This window comes from Nocardia sp. NPDC059691, assembly GCF_042733915.1.
Classification (GTDB): Bacteria; Actinomycetota; Actinomycetes; order Mycobacteriales; family Mycobacteriaceae; genus Nocardia; species Nocardia sichangensis.
This window is the reverse complement of sequence record NZ_JBHWFB010000007.1, coordinates 313,132-332,118: the sequence shown is the minus strand read 5'-3', so window position 1 is coordinate 332,118 and position 18,987 is coordinate 313,132. Positions and strand designations below refer to the sequence as shown.

At 68.4% G+C, this 18,987-nt stretch carries 18 protein-coding genes; 14 read left to right on the top strand and 4 right to left on the bottom strand.

The window, feature by feature from the left end; translation table 11 throughout:
- Positions 1-333: 333 nt before the first annotated feature.
- Both ACFV2O_RS18305 and ACFV2O_RS18300 read left to right on the top strand, forming a co-directional pair.
- Positions 334-1,083, top strand: coding sequence for an LGFP repeat-containing protein (locus ACFV2O_RS18305; protein WP_379252813.1), 750 nt, complete (start codon positions 334-336; stop codon positions 1,081-1,083).
- A 58-nt stretch (positions 1,084-1,141) separates the two neighbouring features.
- Positions 1,142-2,152, top strand: coding sequence for a zinc-binding dehydrogenase (locus ACFV2O_RS18300; protein ID WP_379252812.1), 1,011 nt, complete (start codon positions 1,142-1,144; stop codon positions 2,150-2,152).
- A gap of 564 nt (positions 2,153-2,716) precedes the next feature.
- Here ACFV2O_RS18300 and ACFV2O_RS18295 read toward each other — a convergent pair.
- Entirely contained in the window at positions 2,717-3,613 is an 897-nt protein-coding gene (locus tag ACFV2O_RS18295; protein ID WP_379252811.1) for a helix-turn-helix domain-containing protein, read from the bottom strand.
- 254 nt (positions 3,614-3,867) lie between these two features.
- Between ACFV2O_RS18295 and ACFV2O_RS18290 the strand changes: the two genes are divergently transcribed.
- The 4 genes from ACFV2O_RS18290 to ACFV2O_RS18275 all read left to right on the top strand — a co-directional run bounded on the left by ACFV2O_RS18290 (position 3,868) and on the right by ACFV2O_RS18275 (position 7,009).
- Complete coding sequence (locus ACFV2O_RS18290; protein WP_355080513.1) at positions 3,868-4,701, top strand: SAM-dependent methyltransferase; 834 nt, start codon at positions 3,868-3,870, stop codon at positions 4,699-4,701.
- Between the two features lie 26 nt (positions 4,702-4,727).
- The gene (locus tag ACFV2O_RS18285; RefSeq protein WP_379252810.1) at positions 4,728-5,195 is read left to right on the top strand and encodes a hypothetical protein; all 468 of its coding nucleotides are present in this window, start codon (positions 4,728-4,730) and stop codon (positions 5,193-5,195) included.
- A 173-nt stretch (positions 5,196-5,368) separates the two neighbouring features.
- Positions 5,369-6,289 carry an SAM-dependent methyltransferase gene (locus tag ACFV2O_RS18280; RefSeq protein ID WP_356965310.1) on the top strand — a complete coding sequence of 307 codons (921 nt, stop codon included), beginning with the start codon at positions 5,369-5,371 and terminating at the stop codon, positions 6,287-6,289.
- Between the two features lie 15 nt (positions 6,290-6,304).
- Complete coding sequence (locus ACFV2O_RS18275; RefSeq protein ID WP_356965311.1) at positions 6,305-7,009, top strand: DUF6081 family protein; 705 nt, start codon at positions 6,305-6,307, stop codon at positions 7,007-7,009.
- A 106-nt stretch (positions 7,010-7,115) separates the two neighbouring features.
- Here the strand turns inward: ACFV2O_RS18275 and ACFV2O_RS18270 are convergent, their stop codons facing one another.
- A complete protein-coding gene (locus ACFV2O_RS18270) occupies positions 7,116-7,310 on the bottom strand; it encodes a hypothetical protein (RefSeq protein WP_356965312.1) in 195 nt (64 codons plus the stop codon).
- A gap of 407 nt (positions 7,311-7,717) precedes the next feature.
- Between ACFV2O_RS18270 and ACFV2O_RS18265 the strand changes: the two genes are divergently transcribed.
- Both ACFV2O_RS18265 and ACFV2O_RS18260 read left to right on the top strand, forming a co-directional pair.
- Positions 7,718-8,014 (top strand): hypothetical protein, encoded by a 297-nt coding sequence (locus tag ACFV2O_RS18265; RefSeq protein ID WP_379252809.1) that lies wholly within the window; start codon positions 7,718-7,720, stop codon positions 8,012-8,014.
- 431 nt (positions 8,015-8,445) lie between these two features.
- Entirely contained in the window at positions 8,446-9,876 is a 1,431-nt protein-coding gene (locus ACFV2O_RS18260) for an AIM24 family protein (protein ID WP_379252808.1), read from the top strand.
- Between the two features lie 16 nt (positions 9,877-9,892).
- Here ACFV2O_RS18260 and ACFV2O_RS18255 read toward each other — a convergent pair whose 3' ends face one another.
- Positions 9,893-10,717, bottom strand: a complete 825-nt coding sequence (locus tag ACFV2O_RS18255; protein WP_379252807.1) for a metallophosphoesterase — start codon at positions 10,715-10,717, stop codon at positions 9,893-9,895.
- A 1,016-nt stretch (positions 10,718-11,733) separates the two neighbouring features.
- Positions 11,734-12,246: a DUF664 domain-containing protein gene (locus ACFV2O_RS18250; RefSeq protein ID WP_379252806.1), complete on the bottom strand. Its 513-nt coding sequence runs from the start codon at positions 12,244-12,246 to the stop codon at positions 11,734-11,736.
- Positions 12,247-12,459: 213 nt separating this feature from the next.
- Here ACFV2O_RS18250 and ACFV2O_RS18245 point away from each other — a divergent pair, with 213 nt between their 5' ends.
- The 6 genes from ACFV2O_RS18245 to ACFV2O_RS18220 all read left to right on the top strand — a co-directional run bounded on the left by ACFV2O_RS18245 (position 12,460) and on the right by ACFV2O_RS18220 (position 18,939).
- The gene (locus ACFV2O_RS18245; RefSeq protein ID WP_364433454.1) at positions 12,460-12,804 is read left to right on the top strand and encodes a hypothetical protein; all 345 of its coding nucleotides are present in this window, start codon (positions 12,460-12,462) and stop codon (positions 12,802-12,804) included.
- 560 nt (positions 12,805-13,364) lie between these two features.
- Positions 13,365-13,919, top strand: coding sequence for a hypothetical protein (locus tag ACFV2O_RS18240; protein ID WP_364433457.1), 555 nt, complete (start codon positions 13,365-13,367; stop codon positions 13,917-13,919).
- A 238-nt stretch (positions 13,920-14,157) separates the two neighbouring features.
- Positions 14,158-15,360 carry a transcriptional regulator gene (locus tag ACFV2O_RS18235; protein WP_379252805.1) on the top strand — a complete coding sequence of 401 codons (1,203 nt, stop codon included), beginning with the start codon at positions 14,158-14,160 and terminating at the stop codon, positions 15,358-15,360.
- Between the two features lie 106 nt (positions 15,361-15,466).
- Positions 15,467-16,984, top strand: a complete 1,518-nt coding sequence (locus tag ACFV2O_RS18230; protein WP_379252804.1) for an aldehyde dehydrogenase family protein — start codon at positions 15,467-15,469, stop codon at positions 16,982-16,984.
- Positions 16,984-17,385, top strand: coding sequence for a DUF779 domain-containing protein (locus ACFV2O_RS18225; RefSeq protein WP_356965322.1), 402 nt, complete (start codon positions 16,984-16,986; stop codon positions 17,383-17,385). Before ACFV2O_RS18230 ends, ACFV2O_RS18225 begins: the two co-directional genes overlap by 1 nt.
- A gap of 144 nt (positions 17,386-17,529) precedes the next feature.
- Positions 17,530-18,939, top strand: a complete 1,410-nt coding sequence (locus ACFV2O_RS18220; protein ID WP_379252803.1) for an MDR family MFS transporter — start codon at positions 17,530-17,532, stop codon at positions 18,937-18,939.
- The last annotated feature ends 48 nt before the right edge of the window (positions 18,940-18,987 follow it).

The window sequence follows — 18,987 nt, the reverse complement described above, 5'->3', positions numbered from 1 at the left end:
GCCCCGCTGGCTCGTACCGCCCACCGCTCTAACCTCAGTTACGCCTGCCCCGCAACATTTTTGGTTTCGTCACCCCGCCGGGCCTGGGTGCGAGCACCCTGCCCCGGCGGCACCGTATCCGAGAAGGCGCGACCGTGGGCACGGTAGCACCGCCAGTTGTTCGGAGCCCAAGACGAGTTGGATGGCCGCCGACCACCGCACCGCACGACACCAGGGCATTCGAGTACCTCGTATCGCTCCGCATCGCGACCCGGCGAGGTAACTTGATCTCCGCACGCCGACCGAAAGCTTCAGCTCCATCCCGCACCCACCCGAGATGCACAGGAGTTCACTTTGGCACGGCACCGTCGCCCGAACCACTCGCGCGCCCGCGGCGCGCTCGCCATCGTCGCCGCGCTCGGCATCCTGCTCGCAGGCATCCTCCCCGATGCGGCGGCGCGCCCGATCGGCCCCTACGACGTGGGCGGGGCGATCGAAGCGGAGTACGACGAGGCCGGTGGGCCCGCGTTTTTCGGCGACCCCGTCACACCCGAGGACTCCGCCGCGCGCGGCGGCCGCTACCAAGCGTTCGAGCGCGGCTCGTCCATCTACTGGCACCCCGACACCGGCGCCCGTCAGGTCGGTGGCGCCATCCGCGACAAATGGGGCAATCTCGGTTACGAGGGCGGAGCGCTCGGCTACCCCGTGGCGCGGGAGGTGGCGACACCATCGAAGCCGGGAAGCTACAGCGTCTTTCAGAACGGGTCGATCTATTGGTCGCTCGGCACCGCCGCGCATCAGATCGGCGGCGTGATCCGCGACAAGTGGGGTTCCCTCGGCTGGGAGAGCAGCCCGCTCGGGTTCCCCATCACCGACGAATCCCCCGCCCGCGCGGGCAACGGCCGCTACAACCTGTTCGGCGGCGGCGCCATCTATTACGCCCCGCGCACCGGCGCCCATGTCGTCTGGGGATCCATCCGCGAGAACTGGGAGGCCGCGGGGGGCGAAGCCGGGCGTTACGGCTACCCCACCAGCGACGAGTACGACTTCGAGAACGGGAAAGCCCAGGACTTCGAGGGCGGCCGCCTCACATGGACGCCCTGATCGATCACCCCGGAACGCGCGGCGCACATCAACCGATCGGCCTGCTGAGGAGTTGAACATGCTTGCTGGACGACTGTTCCCGCGTGCCGCCGACGGGCATCGGTTCCGCCTGGAGGACGTCCCGGTGCCGACCCCGGGCCGGGGTCAGGTACTGATCGAGGTAGCGGCCGCCGGTGTCTGCCTGTCGGATGTCCACCTCATCGAGGGCGTGCTGTCGCCGATGTACCTGGCCGGCGACGCGGTCACCCTCGGGCACGAGGTCGCGGGTACGGTGCACACCGTCGGGCCCGAGGTGCAGGGTCCCCGGCCGGGCGACCGGGTGTTGTTGCAGGCGGGCGAGATCCGGGACGGCAAAACATACACCCGCGGCGTGGACTACGACGGCGGCTGGGCGGAATACGCGCTGGCCACCGCGGACACCCTGGTGCCGATTCCCGACGACCTACCGTTCGAGCAGGCCTGTTTCATCCCCGACGCGGTATCGACGCCGTGGGCCGCCATCACCCGTACCGGTCAAGTGCGGGCCGCGGAGTCGGCCGGCGTGTGGGGCGTGGGCGGGCTCGGCGCGCACGGGGTGCAGTTGCTCCGGCTGATCGGCGCCGCACCGATCATCGCGGTCGATCCCTTGCCCGCCGCCCGGCAGCGCGCGCTCGAATTCGGGGCGGACCTCGCACTCGATCCGTCCGACCCGGAACTGGCGAAAAAGGTGTACGCCGCCACCTCGGGAGCGGGACTCGATGCCGCGTTCGACTTCGCAGGCTTCGCGCCCGTGCGCGAACAAGCCGTCGGATGTCTCGCCGACGAGGGACGCTTGGTGCTGGTCGGGCTCACCGACAAGCCGATCACGATCACCAACGGCACCATCTTCAGTTTTCGGCAGCAACAGCTGCGCGGGCATTACGGCTCCGAGCCCGACCATGTGCTCGAACTCGTGCGCCTGCGCCGCGCGCATCGGCTCGATTTCGCCAAGTCGGTGAGTGCCGTGCTCCCCCTGTCCGAAGCGGACAAAGCGGTACACGCGTTGGAAAGCAAGGAGGGCAATCCGATCCGGATCGTGCTGACGCCGTGAACTATCGGCAATCCGGACATCGGAGCGGTTCGCGACGGCTCCGCCGGCGACCCCAACTCGCGTTGGGGTCGCCGTGGCCGAACCAGCCAGTGCCCGAGCCGATCCTCAGACCCCGACCTCGACAGGGATACTGCCACACCACGGCGGCCGCGTCGCATCGGTGATCGTCCATCGGTACGTACATGCGCGCGTGCATGTGCATTGGCGCCACCGGTCTCGAAAACCTCGAAAATCGAGGTGAACGCAGGCTGATCGATAACAAATCAGTATCGGATGCAATTCGGCGATATCGAACTGTTACCTTCTGCAGATCGCATTTCACCGAGTTCGCGCCGACGACAACGGATTTCACGTCACGGAGCGAGGATTCGATTCGGAGCCTTCGCTCTCCGCCGCTCCGCGCCGACCGACCGGTTTCCGAACGCACGACGCCATCCCGCCATCGACAGCACGCCGCGGCGACTCCTCGGTCGCCCGCGACCCTTTTGGCAAACTTCCCGCGCCGAGCCGGCGCACACACGTCGAGCACGGATACCGCACTCGGCAACAACGATCGAGTCAGTCCTATTCGCCCGATTGCGGCTCGGTGAGCAGCTCGCGCAGGAAGCGCACGCTCTCGGCCGGGGAAAGCGCCTCCACGCTGATCCGGTTCATGACCGACATGTACAGCTCGACATCGCGCTGCTTGTCGAAATACAGGGAACTGGTGAGCTGCTCGGTGTAGACGATGTCGGGCAGCTCGGGCTCGGGAAACCGGAGGATGCTGAACGGACCGCCCGCGGCGGAGTGCCCACCCGCCGCATACGGCAGCACCTGGATCCGGATGCTGGGACGGTCGGCCATTGCTACCAGATGCTCGATCTGCTCGCGCAGCACCTCCACTCCGCCGACCGGCCTGCGCAGCGCGTTCTCGTCGATGACAGCCCATAGCGTGGGAGCGGCGGCACGGTAGAGGATCTGCTGGCGGCGCATGCGAATGGCGACGCGGCGTTCGGTCTCGTCGGTATTGCCCAGCTGGATCACCGCCCGTGCGTAATCGGCGGTCTGCAGCAGCCCGGGGACGAACTGCGCCTCGTAGGTGCGGATCGTGGTGGCGGCCTGTTCGAGGCCGATGTAGGTCTCGAACCACGCCGGGAGCAGATCGCTGTAGTGCTGCCACCACCCCGGGTCGTTGGCCCGCCGAGCCAGTTCGAAGTACGTTTCGCGTTCAGCGGGGTCGACAACTCCGTAGAGGTTCAGCAGGTCGTGCAGATCGCGTTCCTTGAACCCGGTCCGGCCCAGCTCCAGCCTGCTGATCTTGGCATGCGATCCACGGATCGCGTCGCCCGCCGCCTCCCTGCTGATTCCGCAGCCCTCGCGCAGCTGACGCAACCGGCTGCCGAGCGCGATCCGCAGTACCGTCGGACCACGTTCTGCCGCAGGGAATTCGGCGTTGTCACCACTGTCCTCGTCGTTGGTCATGCATGCCTCCGGCCGATCGGGGGTTAGACCGCGCGGCGTAGTGCCTCCACCATCACAGCTGTCGGAACGTCGGCTGACGATCCTACTCGGCCGCACGCAAACGCCGGCCCGGACGCGAGCGCGCGCCGCGAATCGGATACGCACGAATGGATTCGCAAGAGCGCCAACGCAATATCCGGGCCGGATTCCCCGGCGCGCCGCGACGGCTGTGCGTAGAGTCGCCCCCGACGGTGGCCACGCGGAGGAGGAGCGCCATGACGTCGGCAGAGGGATCGACCCGACTAGCGGGTGTGGACCCGGAGATACCCAGTATCGCGCGGGTGTACGACTATGCCCTCGGCGGGACGGACTGGTTCGAGTCCGACCGGCAGGTGTACCAGCGCTTGAAGAAGGCGGTGCCGCACCAGGACGACGTCGGCGCCGCGAATCGGCGCTGGCTCGAGCGGGTGGTCCGGTACGTCACGCGGTCGGCGGGTGTCGACCAGGTTCTCGATCTGGGCAGTGGGCTGCCCACGCAGAAGAACACCCACGAGGTCGCCCAGGAACTCGGCGCCGAGGTCGCGGTGGTCTACGTGGACAACGACCCGATCTGCGCCGCGCGCGGGCGCAAGCTGCTGGAAGCCAACGAACGCACGCACTTTCTCGACCTGGACCTGACCCGGCCGGACGACGTGCTCGACGACCCCGCGGTCAACGGCTACCTCGATCTGACCCGACCGGTGCTGCTGATGCAGTGCGGCACCTTGCACCACGTCGACGACGATCGGGACCCCGCGGGCATCATGCGGCGGTATATCGATCGCCTCGCCCCTGGGTCCTATGTGATGATCAGCCACTTCTTCGATCCGGCCGCCGAGAGCGAACAACTGCACGCGCTGGCCAGACTGGCCGAACGAGCACTGCACGACGGGGGCCTCGGCACCGGACGCTGGCGCACCCGCGCGGAGATCCAGGCTTTCTTCGACGGATTGGAGATGGTTCCACCGGGATTGGTGGAGCTGCACGAATGGTGGCCCGGCGGCCCAGCGCTGCGCACGCCGTGGCCGGATGAACGTCTCATGCTCGGCGGCGTCGGCCGCAAAACCTGAACCCGTCCCCCACCACGGAGCCCGACATGACATCGAACGACGTGCGGATCACCGATCAGGACATCCAGGACAAGCTGACCGGTGTCCTCGGCTTCACCAGCATCGACCTCGCCACGTCGAAAGCGGGCGTGAACTGGTGCTCGAACGCGTTCTTCGCCGAGCTCAACGGCGATCCGTTCCGCTTGACGCTCGTGCTCGAGTCGGGCGGACGGACGTTGGACTGCTTGCGCGCCAATCCCAGCATCGGAGTCAAGGTCGTCCCCGACGGATTCCTCAACCCGTTCGCACAAGGCCTCGGCACGGCCGGTGTCCGCACCGGCGCGAGCGAGCGGGAGGAGACGTTCCGGACGCTGTTACGGAAGGAGCCACAGATCGAACCGTTCTTGTCCACGCCCATCGAGGCGGTGGAGGTGCACATCGACTGGTGGCGCGTGACGCATGTCCAGGGCGGGTGGCTGCCCGGACGGGTGCTGTACCGGCCCGGCGCGTCCTGAGTCGTCGCCCGCGACCGATGAATACCGACCGGTTCCCATGCCCAGTCGCGCTCGGCAAGACCACCATGGGTTCACGAAAGCAGCACTGGCCGAATGCATCCGCACGGATTGCTCCCCGATTCGGCGGTCCCTAGGCTGGTGAGCCAGGCGACGGAAACTAGAGAGAGGTCTCCATGTCCGATCCCGCTCCCCAGACCGGTGTCCGCGCGCCGGTAGGCGTGGACACGACACGCGCGAGCATCGCCCGCGTCTACGACGCCACCCTCGGTGGCAAGGACAACTACGAAGTAGACCGCTACGTACGCGACCGAGTCGCCGAAGTCGCACCGCGGCAGAGCGACGTGGCCCGCATGAATCGCCGCTGGCTGCACCGCGTCGTGCGCTATCTGGCCGGGACCGTCGGCATCGGCCAATTCCTCGACATCGGCGCCGGTCTGCCCACCGTCGGCAACACACACGAGATCGCGCAACAGCAGAACCCCGCGGCGCGCGTGGTGTACGTCGACAACGATCCGGTGTGCAACATCCACGGCCGCGTACTGCTCGAGCGCAACGAGTTCACCCATTTCGTGCCCGCGGATCTGACCGCCCCGCAAACCCTGCTGGCGAACTCCGAGGTGACCCAGCACCTCGACCTCACCCGACCGCTGGCGCTGATCCTGTGCGGCATCCTGCATCACGTCGACGACGATCTCGATCCGGCGGGGATCATGCGTCAGTACATCGATGCGCTGCCCGCCGGCTCCTACGTCGCGATCACGCATTTCTACGATCCCGCCGACGGCGGCGAGGCGCACGAGATGGCCATCGAGCTGCAACGGCGTTTCACCGAAATGGGCCTGGGCTCCGGGTGGTACCGCACCCGGGAGCAGATCGCCTCGTACTTCGGCGATCTGGAACTGATCGAGCCCGGTCTGGTCGAACTCGACGACTGGTGGCCGATGGGGCCCGCGCTGCGGCCGCGGCTGACGGAGGAACGTCTGCTGCTCGGCGGCGTCGGCTATAAGTCCGGATCGTCGAACGGCGTCGTGACCCCCCTGCGCCGCCGGGCGACCGAGGACGACCTATCGGATCCCCCCGAACGAATCGGCTGAAAGGTAACTGCCGCGATGATATACGACGACCTGAGCGGACCGGATCTACGCGAAGACCGGTGGCGCTTCCTCGAAGTCCCCCTCGGACCGGACCAGACGTGGCGCTACGCCGACCCGGCCGCCCGCACCGAGGTCGGCGAGGGCGCGGTATCGGTCCGGATCGACGCCTTCACCCGATCCCACGCCGAGGTCCAGATTCTGGACAACCCGAAGCATTTGCTGGTGTCGACCGAAACGTTCGATCTCACCGGCGGACCGCGGACCTTCGCGGTGGAGCTGGCGGCGGAGAACATCGGTGTCACCGGCGAGGACTACCGGGACGGCTTCGCCGCGTTCAACGTCCTCGACATGAGCAGCGCCCAGGTCTTCGACCTCATCGCGACGAGCAGGCACGCGTACGCCATTCACGAGCGGCTGTTCGTGCCGGGCGTCGTCCCCGCGGAAGAGGCGTTCACCCACGTCGTGCACGCGCCCTTGGCAGGGGTCGACATCAAACCCGGCGAGTTCCACCGCTACAGCGTCACCATCGACCGTGCCGCGGGCACCGCAGGCTGGTACGTCGACGACATCCCGGTGTACACCACGCGCGCACCACGGTTGCCGGAGACCGTGCAGATCGGTTTCGGCATCATCACCCTGCATCCGATCGAAGACGGCCGCAGCACGTCGCTGCGCGGGCAGGGACTGCACGCGTCGTGGCGCGACTTCACCGTGGCGTGACCGGATCCCGGCCTTCGAGCGGAGTTCCCCGAAAAGGAATGGCGCCCAGCCACATTCAGCTGGGCGCCAGGGTCGCCACCGCCTGCCGGGCGGCCGTTGCCGCCGATCAGACGCTCTCCTTGCGCGGCCATTCGACGTTGCGCGGGCGGGCGTACTCGTCCGCCAGGGCGTCCTCCTCGTTCATGTCGTACTCGTAGTCGTATTCGTCCGACTCCGCACGGCGGCGCGGATCCCACACCATCGCCACGGCCGACACGGCCAACAAGGTCACGACAATGGCCGCGATGACTACATAGAGCACGTCTTCCACCCTCCTGAAATAGACCGAACAGCACGCAGCCGTGCCGGATAAGCAACGCGCACAGCTTGTTTCACGCCGCTGGCATAGTAAGCCGGGCTGCCGGAAACCGGACATTCCGACGGCGGTTACCGACCGGTCGCCCCCGGATGCGGGCCGGTCGGCAACTCCTGCCGAATCCGCGGAAACGCCTCCGCGAATCTTCAGCGTCGCTTAGGCTCGTCACCGTCCCGGTGGCTCCGGGACATCCGGCGCGGCACCGCACGCCCAAGCGTGCCGCGATCGCTGGTGGTAGCGGTGGGGTTCACCCGAATAGATGAACCTCGCCGTCCCCCATTTTCTATGAAATCCAAAGGACATTCAGTGGGAATCACCCGCATTGGGCATCCTTCGAGCTACCGTCTTCGGTCATGGACGACATCGAACTGCAGCCACCGACCGTCGCCTCCGCCAAGCAGACCGGCCTGGTCCTGGACATCGCCGCGCTCGACATCCACAACCCGCTCGCCCGGCCGGGCGAGACCACCTATCCCTATGTCCGCTGCACCGACCACCGGGTTCTGCGGCTACCCGAGCCGTTGCACCGGTGGGCCACCGAAACTATCGCCCTCAACCACACCAAGCATGCCACCGGCGCGCTTCCCCTGTTCCCCGGACAGGTCGAGTTCGGCATCCTCGACGGCACCATGTACGCCGAAGTCCTCTGACCAGCCTCGAGCCCGGCAGACCCGGCCGGGCTCTTCCGGGTCACGGGGATTCGCCATAGCAGCCAGGCGGATTCGGCACCTCCGCTCGATCACTACAGCGCGCTGCCCCGTCACGCGATGAAGGCGCGGACACGTTCCCCGTCGCTCGCGCACAGATGGCGATCCGCCCGCACCGTGGCGACCTCGCGCCGGGTCACGTCGACGCGGGCGCCATGCGACGCTGTTGCCACTGTTCGGTCCGGTCGGCGAGCAGTTGCCGGTACCACATCCGACCAGCAAGCCCGGCCCGAGCGAATGGGGCTGCGTGACAAGAAAACGCCTGGTGGCCGCCCATTCCGGGTACGCGTGTGGCGCGGGTTGCGGGCGCACGACACACTGGAGCCCGTGAATCGCATGTCAACCCGACACCGCCGCGGATCGGACGGCCTGCCGTGACCGATCTCGCCCGCGGTGAGAACCGCCCCGCGCCCGGCGACCGGCTGGCGGTCACCGTCACCTGCTCAGCTCCCGTCGACGTATCGGCGCTGTTGCTGAACTCGGCGGGGCGCGTGCGCTCCGACGCCGATTTCGTGTTCTTCAATCAACCGGTCGCCCCGGGCGTCACCTACCGGCACGGCCAGGGCGCGGGCGACGTGGTGGACATCCAGACCGGCGCGCTGCCCAGCGACGTGGACCGCGTCGTGGTCACCGCGAGCCTCGACGGCAGCGGGCCAGCGACTTTCGCCGCCGCGGGCTCGCTGCGCGCGACCATCGCGTCTTCGTCGAGCACACTCGCCTTTCCGATGACGGGCTTGAGCACCGAGACCGCTGTGGTGTGCGTCGAGATCTACCGCCGCGGCGGCGGATGGAAAGTGCGTGCGGTCGGCCAGGGGTACGACAACGGTTTGGCTGGTATCGCAACGGCTTTCGGTGTGAACATCGATGATGAACCGGCCCAGCCGACCTCGTCACCCGCTCCCGCACCGGCATACCGACCTGCGCCGCCCCCGGCACACCAACCTGCGCCACCTCCCGCGTACCAGCCCGCGCCCCCGCCCGCCTATCCACCGCAACCGGCCTATTCCGCGCCGGCCGCCGCGGTGCCGCCACCACCGATGCCCTCACCTCAGCAAGGAGCGCTGCCGATGCAGAGCGAACTGTTCGCCCCCAGCCACGCCGAAGTCACCGGCGCGGGCATCCAGAAGCAGGGCGGCAAGATGATCAAGGTGGCCGTCAACGGCGAGGTCATGGCTCGGGCCGGATCGATGGTCGCCTACCAGGGCGATCTGCATTTCCAGGCGCTCGGCGCGGGCGGGATCGGCCGGGCGATCCAGCAGCGGTTGACCGGTGAGGGCGTTCCGCTGATGAAGGTGTCCGGGCGCGGCGACCTGTTCGTCGCCAACGGCGCCGCCGACGTGCACACCATTGATTTGGACGGCACCGACGGCCTCACCATCAACGGCGCCAATGTGCTCGCCTTCGATTCCGGCCTGCGCTACGACATCCGGATGGTGCAGGGCGCCGCCGGATTCGCGAGCAACGCCGGGTTGTTCAACTGCGTCTTCACCGGCCGCGGCCGCATCGCCATCACCACGCACGGTACGCCCGTGGTGCTCAACGTCGACCAGCCGACCTACGCCGATCCGCAGGCGGCGGTGGCGTGGTCGTCGAGCCTGCAGACCGGCATCAAACGCAATGATTCGTTCGGGCTGGGCAGGCTGATGGGCCGCAGCACCGGCGAGGGGATGACGCTGTCGTTCTCCGGACGCGGCTTCGTCATCGTGCAGCCGTCGGAGCTGCCGCCGGGCGGTTTCGTCGGAGGCACCGGCGGCGGGCAGGAGGCCGGCCAGAGCGGCGGTGTGCTGGGCGGTCTGTTCGGCTGACCCGCGAGTTCGGCGTTCAAGCCTGGAGCGACACGAGTTCCACGACGGTGATGTCCGACGGTGCGCCGACCCGCACCGGCGGGCCCCACGCCCCGGCCCCCCGGGAGACGTACAGCTGGGTGTCGCCGTACCGTTCCAGCCCTGCGACGGTCGGATTCGCCAGGCCCGCAAGGTAATTGCCCGGCCAGAGCTGGCCGCCGTGGGTGTGGCCGGACAGCTGCAGGTCGACGCCGTGCGCCACCGCGTCCTCGATCAGCACGGGCTGGTGCGCCAGCAGCACGGCGGTGCGCGTGCGGTCGCGGTCGCCGAGCGCCTTGCCGAAGTCCGGGCCCTGTCCGGTTCGCTCGCCCTGCACGTCGTTCACGCCCGCCAGGTCGAATCCGGGCAGCTCGGCGCGAGCGTTCGCGAGCAGATGCATGCCGAGTTCCTGCACATGCTCCACCCACTGCTCGGCGCCGGAGAAGTACTCGTGGTTCCCGGTCACGAAGAACGCACCGTGCCGGGCGCGCAGTCCGGCCAGCGGCTCGACGGCCGAGCGGAGGTGTTCGACGCTGCCGTCCACCAGGTCGCCGACGACCGCGACGAGGTCGGGCCGGGTGTCGTTGACAGTGCGCACCACGCGTTCGGCGAAGCCGCGTCCCAGGATCGGGCCGAGATGCACGTCGCTCACCACCGCGATGCGGAACCCGTCCGCTCGGCGCGGCAACTTCGCCAGCGGCACGGCGACCCGCTTCACACCGGGTCCGTCCAGCACGCCATGGGCGCCGATGCCGACCGTGGTCGCGGCCGCGGCGACGGCGGCGCCACCCATCACCCGCGCGACGAAGACACGGCGCGGCACCCGGGTCAGCGGAGACTCGGCCGGAGCGGTCGTGCCCCGCGGGGACTCCGGAGCGGAGACGGTTCTCGCCGAGGTGGAACCGCTTTCCGCTGAAGACTCCAGCTCAGACCCGGCCCTCGCCAGCGACTCCGGCCCAGCCCCAGCCCCAACCGACGACTCCAGCCCAGCCCCAGCCCCAACCGACGACTCCAGCCCAGCCCCAGCTCCAGCCGACGACTCCGGCGCTGACCCAGCTCCCGCTGACGGCTTCAGCCCAGACTCGGGCCCCGCCAACGACTCCGGCGCCAACTCGGCTCTCGCCGGGACCGCCGCCCCAGACCCCGCCCCCGCCAATGACTCGGGCCCCAGCCCAGCTCCCGCTGGGAACTCCAGCTCAGACCCGGCCCTCGCCAGCGACTCCGGCCCCGCCAACGACTCGGGCCCCAGCCCAGCTCCCGCTGGGAGCTCCAGCTCCGACCTGGCCCCCACCAACGACTCCTGCACAGGCACGGCTCCCGCCGAGGAGCCCGACCCCAGCCCAGCTCCCGCCACGGACTCCGACGCGAACCCGGTTTTCGCATGTGTCTTCGGTTCGCGTGGCACCCGGCCTCGATCAGACCAGCGCAGCGCCAAAGCTCGAATCGGCTCGCCGGCCACCAGCGCGAGCAGCAGGTATATGAACAACGCGCCCCACAGGTAGCCGGGCCAGGCGATGATCCGGATCAACGCGAACGGAGCGGACGCCAACTCCGCCACCGTCGTGCCCAGCAGCAGCAAGGGTCCTGCCAAAGCAACGGAGGTGCCGACGCGACGCGCGCGGGAAGCCGCTGTGGTCGTGTCCCGCACGAGTCGCCGCCATATATACCAGTGCGCGCCGACCACCGTGAGCACGACGACTCCCACGAGAACGAGCACGGCGACACCGACCAGAACACTCTTCACGACCACGGCGGCACTCTCTGTGAACATTCGGCTTGCGCGGCATCAACTTACGTCACAGCGCGGGCCGCGCAGAGCCGGCGACTTCCCGGTGCCGGTTATCTCCTTCGTTCCAGCACGCCGCGCAGAAACGCCGCTTGGCCCGCATGCTGCAGATCGTCCGAGATCACGCTGACCAGCCGCACACCCAGCGTCACCGGCGGATCCCATCGGGTGTCCACGACGCGGTCCAGATCGCCGTCCACCAGTCCCCGGACGAAGCGCAGCGTCTGTTCGTGCACCGCGTCGTAATACCCCGTGAGCAACTCGGCGGGCGCTCGGACCACCGCGACGTCGGCGGGCTGGTCGCCGTAGCCGGTCGCGCCCTTGTCGATGGGTAGCCCGAAGCGGTCGTACCAGCCATGGGCGGTCCAGACCTGCTCGATACCGGCCACATCCGCGATGTGGTCGTCCTGCACACGAGTCAGATGCCAGATCAACCACGCGATCGAGTTGGCCCCCGCATCGATCCGGTGAGCGAGGATGTCCTCCCCCAGTCCGTCGACCGCTTCGTGCACCACCTCCCTGATCCGCTCGTAAGCGTCGGTCAGCACGTCGGCACTGGTCGCCATCAGTCGACTCCTCTCGAGTGTCCGCTGACCCGACGGTACCCAGCGTGACCGCCCGGCACGAGCGCCGACATGCCTGCCGCGAATTTTCGCACGACCGAACCACATTGAACGTACCGTTATTCAACGGTACGATGCGTGGTGGTGAGATTGGGTCGATGACCTTCCGAATCGGTCACCGACCGGACGATGACGTACCGAAGTGAGGAAGTACCGATGATTCACGACGTCGAGACCGGACGCGCCCGGCGAGCGGTTGTCCGCGTGGCGATGGTCGCCGCGCTCGCACTGACCCCCGTTGCCGCGGCCGCCGTGCCCGCGGTCGCCGCACCCGCCGTGGCGCAGCCGACCGTTACACAGACGGCCCAGGCCGACGAGATCCACGGCGGCTGGCACCGCCACGGCGGGTGGGGCCACGGCGGCTACGGCGGCTGGGGTGGTTACGGCGGATGGGGCGGCTACGGCGGCTACTGGGGTAGCCCGTTCGGCTACTGGGGCAGCCCGTTCGGCGTCTGGCCCGGCATCGCCTGGCTGCTGCCCGGCTCCGGTAGCGCGTTCTGAGCAGGAACGATCCCGCACAGTCGGCCAGGTGATCCCGGCTCCGCGCGGCATCGTGAGCGCGGAACCGGAATCATCTGCCGCCGTGGGCGAGACGGCTGGCGGCCGCAGCGCGGGCGCGATCTCGCCGACCACATCTGGACCCGGTCACCGGCTACGACACCGGACCCGGCTATCGCACTACCGGCGCCGCTGCCACCGCTCACCTGAGTGCAGTGGGGGGCATTGACGCAGCATCCCCGCAGCGTCCAGCTGTCCCTATCGACTGAATCACTCTCGGAACCAGGACTTTTTGCTGAAATCGCCCCACTCGTCTGACCAATTTTGCTGCGCCGCAAGTCAATAGCACATATTCGGCAATCGGCGGCATCGTATCGACGAAACCACCAGTGTCCCCGCATAATTCATGCTCGCATTCGTCGCGAGCGCAGCACGGATTTTTCCACGGAATTCGCAGAACGATTGCTTCGGGAATCCACTGCGGCCAGAATGGTGGGGCCGAGAACCGGCATCTTGGGGATTCGTCGGCACTCGTGGCCGACACGACTAAGTGGGGAAATACGATGAGAGTCAATAGATTCGCCGCAACCGCCCTACTCGCGGTCGGGGCCACCGGAATTGCGACGGGCGTCGCGCACGCCCAGCCCGCGACGCCCGCGCAGGTCAGTGTGCACGGTGTCGAGCAGGGCCTCGGTTTCACCTCGGCTCCCGCCGCCGACGGGACAGGGGTGGTCACCACCCTCGACGCGGGCACCTTCGCGTTGACGGCCGACGCCGCGGCGGTCGAGCTGCGGAGCGAAACGGGACAGGTCGTCGCGACGCTGCCGCTGGCGTTCCAGGCCTCCGGCGCGACCCACGGGCTGGCCCCCGCGATCACCGACGCGGGCCGCACCCTCACGGTGACGCCGGTGGGCTCGCCCGCCACCACCGAGCGCCTCAACCAGTTCGTCGGTGAGGACGAGACGCTCGCCCGCAAGCAGTACAACGCCGGGATCGGCGCCCTCATCGGCGCGGGGATCGGCGCCGTGCTCGGCTTCTTCCTCGGCGGGGTCGGCGCGCTGGTCACCATCCCGATCGGCGCGGGCATCGGTGCGCTGATCGGTTTCTCCACGCCGTAGTCGGCCGGTTCGGTGTGCGGCCGCCGCAGGGCGACCGCACACCGCTCGCCGGTCGAACCGCCGGGATTCCCTGGCGCGTGCGCTCGCGCGCCACTCGCCGAGGGGGACGCGGCGATCCGACCGTCGACGGTTGCCGTCCAGCCCCGTGGACCGCGAGCCAAAACCAAATGCCCGGCCGTGCGCTGGGGCATGATGGGATGGCACGGAGACGATCGGAGCGAGACACAGGATCCGCGAGATGGCACAGCGCAGTTCCCTCTCGCAGCGGCGCGCTGCACTGGAACAAGAGTGGTCCCGATGGATACCGGCCGGGACCCCGCAGGGTGATTCCGCGCTGCGCAGCGAGGTGGCGCAGTCATGGCTACGGTCGCTGCGCACCGTCGATCCGTCCTGCGAGCACGCGCCACTCGCCGACGCCGACGTGACCGCGCGCTGGGCCGCGTCTTCTTTGCGCACACCGGTATCCGAGTTGACCGATCAGTTGCGCGACATCACCGAGGGCGCGGGCTACGTCGCGGCGATCACCGACGAGACCGGAACCATCCTCTGGTCGCACGGTGGTCCGGTGATGCGCCGCCGCGCCGAACAGGTGAACTTCGCGCCGGGCGGTCGCTGGGACGAGGCGCACATGGGCACGAACGCGCTCTCGCTGGCGCTGCGCACCGAACAGCCGCACACGGTGTTCTCCGCCGAGCACTTGGTCGCCGCACTGCACGGCTGGGTCTGCTACTGCGCACCCATCCGTGGCGCGGACGGTCGCCAGCTCGGCGTACTCGACCTGTCCACCACCTGGGACCGCGCCCACCCGCTGGCCATGTCCACCGCCCGCACCCTGGTCACCGCCATCGAGACCAAGCTGCACCACCGGATGGCCGCGCCCGGGGTCCGGCTGACCTGCCTCGGCGCGGCCCGCCTGATCCGGGACGGCGCACCCGTCCGGCTGCGCCCGAGACACCTGGAGCTACTGACGCTGTTGGCGCTCGAGCCCGAGGGCTTCACCCACGAACGCCTGCACTTCGCGGTGTACGGCGACCGGCCGGTCGGCACGAGCACGCTCAAATCGGAGATGTCCTACCTGCGTCGCGCCACCGGCGGCGACATCACCAGCCGGGTCTATCGGCTGGTGAGCCCCCTGTCCTGTGACGCCGTGGACGTGCTCGCGGCGCTCGAAGCGGGCGACACCGCGACGGCGGTCGAGTTGTATCGCGGCCCCTTGCTGCCGGATTCGGACACGCCGGGCATCGTGCAGTGGCGCGAGTATCTGGAAGTCGGTGTGCGCACCGCGGTGCTGTCCAGCGGAAACGTCGAGCACGCGCTGCGCTACGGGGAGCGCGCACCGCACGACATCGAGATCCACGAACACGCGTTGCGCTTGCTTCCCCGGGGCGACGGACGCCGGGCGCTCGCGGTCGCCCGTTTGCACGGCGCGCTGCGCGACTGAGCTCGCGCGCCTCAACGTTTCGTCAACCCTCGCCGGGCATAGTGACCCGCATCACGGCCGATCCGCCGTGTGCATCACGTCCGCAACCAGCGAGGAGTCACCCGCCATGAGCTACGCGAAGCCGGGAACCGAGGGCAGCGTCGTCGAATTCGCCACGCGCTACGACAACTTCATCGGCGGTGAGTGGACCGCGCCGGTCGAAGGCCGCTACTTCGAGAACCCGTCGCCGGTGGACGGCCAGACGTTCTGCGAGGTCGCGCGGTCCTCGGCCGCCGACATCGACCTGGCCCTGGACGCCGCGCATCAGGCGGCCGACGCGTGGGGCGCGACGTCGACGACCGAACGGGCCAACATCCTCAACAAGATCGCCGACCGGATCGAGGACAACCTCGAGGCGCTGGCGGTGGCCGAAACGTGGGAGAACGGCAAACCGGTACGGGAGACGCTGGCCGCCGACCTGCCGCTGGCGGTCGACCACTTCCGCTACTTCGCCGGGGCGGTCCGCGCCCAGGAAGGCGGGATCAGCGAAATCGACGCCGACACCATCGCCTACCACTTCCACGAGCCGCTCGGCGTCGTCGGCCAGATCATCCCCTGGAACTTCCCGATCCTCATGGCCACCTGGAAACTCGCGCCCGCCCTCGCCGCGGGCAACGCGGTGGTGCTCAAGCCCGCCGAGCAGACCCCGGCCTCGATCCTGAAGGTCGTCGAACTGATCGCCGATCTGCTGCCGCCGGGAGTCCTCAACGTGGTCAACGGCTTCGGCGTCGAAGCGGGCAAGCCGCTGGCGGCCAGTCCGCGCGTGGCCAAGGTCGCCTTCACCGGCGAGACCACCACCGGCAGGCTGATCATGCAGTACGCCAGCGAGAACATCATCCCGGTCACGCTGGAACTGGGCGGCAAGAGCCCCAACATCTTCCTGCCCGACATCATGGCCGACGACGACGCCTTCCTGGACAAGGCCGTGGAGGGCTTCGTGATGTTCGCGCTCAATCAGGGTGAGGTGTGCACTTGTCCGTCCCGCGCGCTGATCCACTCCTCGATCTACGACGAGTTCATCGCCCGGTGCATCGAGCGGACCAAGGCCATCCGCAGCGGCAATCCGCTCGACGAGGCCACCATGATCGGCGCGCAGGCCAGCAACGACCAGTTCGAGAAGATCCTGTCCTACATCGACATCGGCCGCCAGGAAGGCGCCGAGGTGCTCACCGGCGGCGGCCCGCGCAAGGTCGACGAGTTCCCCGGCGGCTTCTACGTCGAGCCCACGATCTTCTCCGGCCGCAACGACATGCGGATCTTCCAAGAAGAGATCTTCGGACCGGTCGTGTCGGTGACCACGTTCGACTCCGTGGACGAGGCGCTGAAGATCGCCAACGACACCCTCTACGGACTCGGCGCGGGTGTGTGGACCCGCGACATCAACGCCGCCTACCGCTTGGGCCGCCAGATCAAGGCGGGCCGGGTGTGGACCAACTGCTACCACGCCTACCCCGCGCACGCGGCCTTCGGCGGGTACAAGAAGTCCGGCATCGGACGCGAGAACCACCGCATGATGCTCGACCACTACCAGCAGACCAAGAACCTGCTGGTCAGCTACTCGCCGGACAAGCTCGGATTCTTCTGATGCCGCAGCCGGTCCGCCGCGTCGAGTTCACCGGACCCGCGGAAGCGCTGCTGCGCCGACTGATCGAACAGCACGGTCCGGTGATGTTCCATCAGTCCGGCGGCTGCTGCGACGGCAGCGCACCGATGTGCTACCCGCGCGGCGAGTTCCGGGTCGGCGGGTCGGACGTGCTGCTCGGGTATCCGGCGGCGGACACCCCGTTCTGGATGAGCGCCGACCAGTACGACTACTGGCGGCACACCCATCTCACCGTGGACGTGGTGCCCGGCCGAGGTAGCGGGTTCTCTCTCGAAGCGCCCGAAGGCGTGCGCTTCCTGATCCGCTCGCGGCTGCTCACCGACGAGGAACTCGCCGTACTCGAAGCCGAGCCGCCACCCACCGGGGCGGATCTGTCCCACTGAAATCGGAGCACGGGCTGCTCACCGACGCTCCGGTGAGCAGCCCTTCCCGGTTCACAGGGCGGAAAAAAAATTCCATGCGGGAATAGTCGGCAACCGGATACGGTCGTTCGAGGTGGTTAGACAGGCGAACGAGAGGGGCCGCGGGTGGCGACCGAGACCGCGACGGTGTCCGTGGGTTTCCGATCCGAGCGCGGTGCCATCCTCGGCTCGCTGATGCTGGCGACCGCGCTGGTCGCGCTCGACTCGACGGTCATCGCCACGGCGGTGCTCACCATCACCGACAGTCTCGGCGGCTTCGCGCAGTTCCCCTGGTTGTTCTCCATCTATCTGCTGGCGCAGGCGGTGACGGTGCCGATCTACGGCAAACTCGCCGACACCGTGGGCCGTAAACCGGTGATCCTGTTCGGCATCGCGATGTTCGCGTTGGGTTCGCTGCTGTGCGGCGTCGCGACCAGCATGCTCGGACTGATCGTCTTCCGCGCCGTCCAGGGTATCGGCGCGGGAGCGATCCAGCCGATGACGATGACGATCGCGGGCGACTTGTACACGCTGTCCGAGCGTGCCAAGGTCCAGGGCTACCTGGCCAGTGTGTGGGCCATGTCGAGTGTGGCGGGCCCGCTGCTGGGCGGCCTGTTCGCCGAGTACGTCAGCTGGCGCTGGATCTTCCTGATCAACCTTCCGCTCTCCGCGCTCGCCGGATGGATGCTGGTGCGTAATTTCGCCGAGAGCGCGCCCCGGCAGCGGCAGAGCGTCGACTATCTGGGCGCGGCACTGCTGACGTTCGGCGCGGGCGCGTTGATCCTCGGACTGCTCGAAGGCGGGCAAGCCTGGGCGTGGTCGTCTCCGTCGAGCATCGGGATCTTCGCGGGCGGCGCGTTCGTGCTCGTGCTGTTCGGGCTGGTGGAACGCGGAGCGCGGAATCCGATCCTGCCGCTGTGGGTGTTCACCCGGCGCGTCGTGATCGCGAGCAGCTTGGCGTCGGTGCTGGTCGGCGCCGTCGTTCTCGGCGCGACCTCCTATGTCCCCACCTTCACCCAGGGCGTGCTGGGCACCGGGGCGCTGGTCGCGGGTCTGACGGTGGGCGCACTCACGCTGGGGTGGCCGCTGGCCGCGTCCCAAGCGGGAAAGGTGTACCTGCGCTTCGGCTTTCGCACCACTGCCTTGATCGGTAGCGGATTGGCCGCCCTCGGCGCCGCCAGCACGTTGTTCATCACGCAGCATTCCACCCTGTGGCAGGTCGCGGCGTCCTGCTTCGTGATCGGCACCGGGATGGGACTGGTCGCCACCCCCACCTTGATCGCCGCGCAGACCAGCGCCGAATGGACCGAGCGGGGTGTGGTCACCTCGGCCAACATGTTCGCACGCTCGATCGGCAGTGCGGTGGGCGTCGCGGTGTTCGGCGCCATCGTGAACTCGCGCGTCGGCCACACCGATCATCCGGAGCCCGCCACACTGGCCTCGGCGGTGCATCTGGTCTTCGTCACGATCGCGGCGATGGCCGTCGTCCTGCTCGTCGCCTCGGCCATGATGCCCCGGCGCGCGGCGAACGCCTGAGGCGAGGCAGCGGGTTTTCGGAAGCGTTCGCCATCGCACCCAGCGCAA

Excerpts from the sequence above, each read along its gene's own strand:
- ACFV2O_RS18300 (WP_379252812.1), top strand. The coding sequence starts at position 1,142 with ATGCTTGCTGGACGACTGTTCCCGCGTGCCGCCGACGGGCATCGGTTC.
- ACFV2O_RS18295 (WP_379252811.1), bottom strand. The coding sequence starts at position 3,613 with ATGACCAACGACGAGGACAGTGGTGACAACGCCGAATTCCCTGCGGCA.
- ACFV2O_RS18290 (WP_355080513.1), top strand. The coding sequence starts at position 3,868 with ATGACGTCGGCAGAGGGATCGACCCGACTAGCGGGTGTGGACCCGGAG.
- ACFV2O_RS18285 (WP_379252810.1), top strand. The coding sequence starts at position 4,728 with ATGACATCGAACGACGTGCGGATCACCGATCAGGACATCCAGGACAAG.
- ACFV2O_RS18280 (WP_356965310.1), top strand. The coding sequence starts at position 5,369 with ATGTCCGATCCCGCTCCCCAGACCGGTGTCCGCGCGCCGGTAGGCGTG.
- ACFV2O_RS18275 (WP_356965311.1), top strand. The coding sequence starts at position 6,305 with ATGATATACGACGACCTGAGCGGACCGGATCTACGCGAAGACCGGTGG.
- ACFV2O_RS18265 (WP_379252809.1), top strand. The coding sequence starts at position 7,718 with ATGGACGACATCGAACTGCAGCCACCGACCGTCGCCTCCGCCAAGCAG.
- ACFV2O_RS18250 (WP_379252806.1), bottom strand. The coding sequence starts at position 12,246 with ATGGCGACCAGTGCCGACGTGCTGACCGACGCTTACGAGCGGATCAGG.
- ACFV2O_RS18245 (WP_364433454.1), top strand. The coding sequence starts at position 12,460 with ATGATTCACGACGTCGAGACCGGACGCGCCCGGCGAGCGGTTGTCCGC.
- ACFV2O_RS18240 (WP_364433457.1), top strand. The coding sequence starts at position 13,365 with ATGAGAGTCAATAGATTCGCCGCAACCGCCCTACTCGCGGTCGGGGCC.
- ACFV2O_RS18235 (WP_379252805.1), top strand. The coding sequence starts at position 14,158 with ATGGCACAGCGCAGTTCCCTCTCGCAGCGGCGCGCTGCACTGGAACAA.
- ACFV2O_RS18230 (WP_379252804.1), top strand. The coding sequence starts at position 15,467 with ATGAGCTACGCGAAGCCGGGAACCGAGGGCAGCGTCGTCGAATTCGCC.
- ACFV2O_RS18225 (WP_356965322.1), top strand. The coding sequence starts at position 16,984 with ATGCCGCAGCCGGTCCGCCGCGTCGAGTTCACCGGACCCGCGGAAGCG.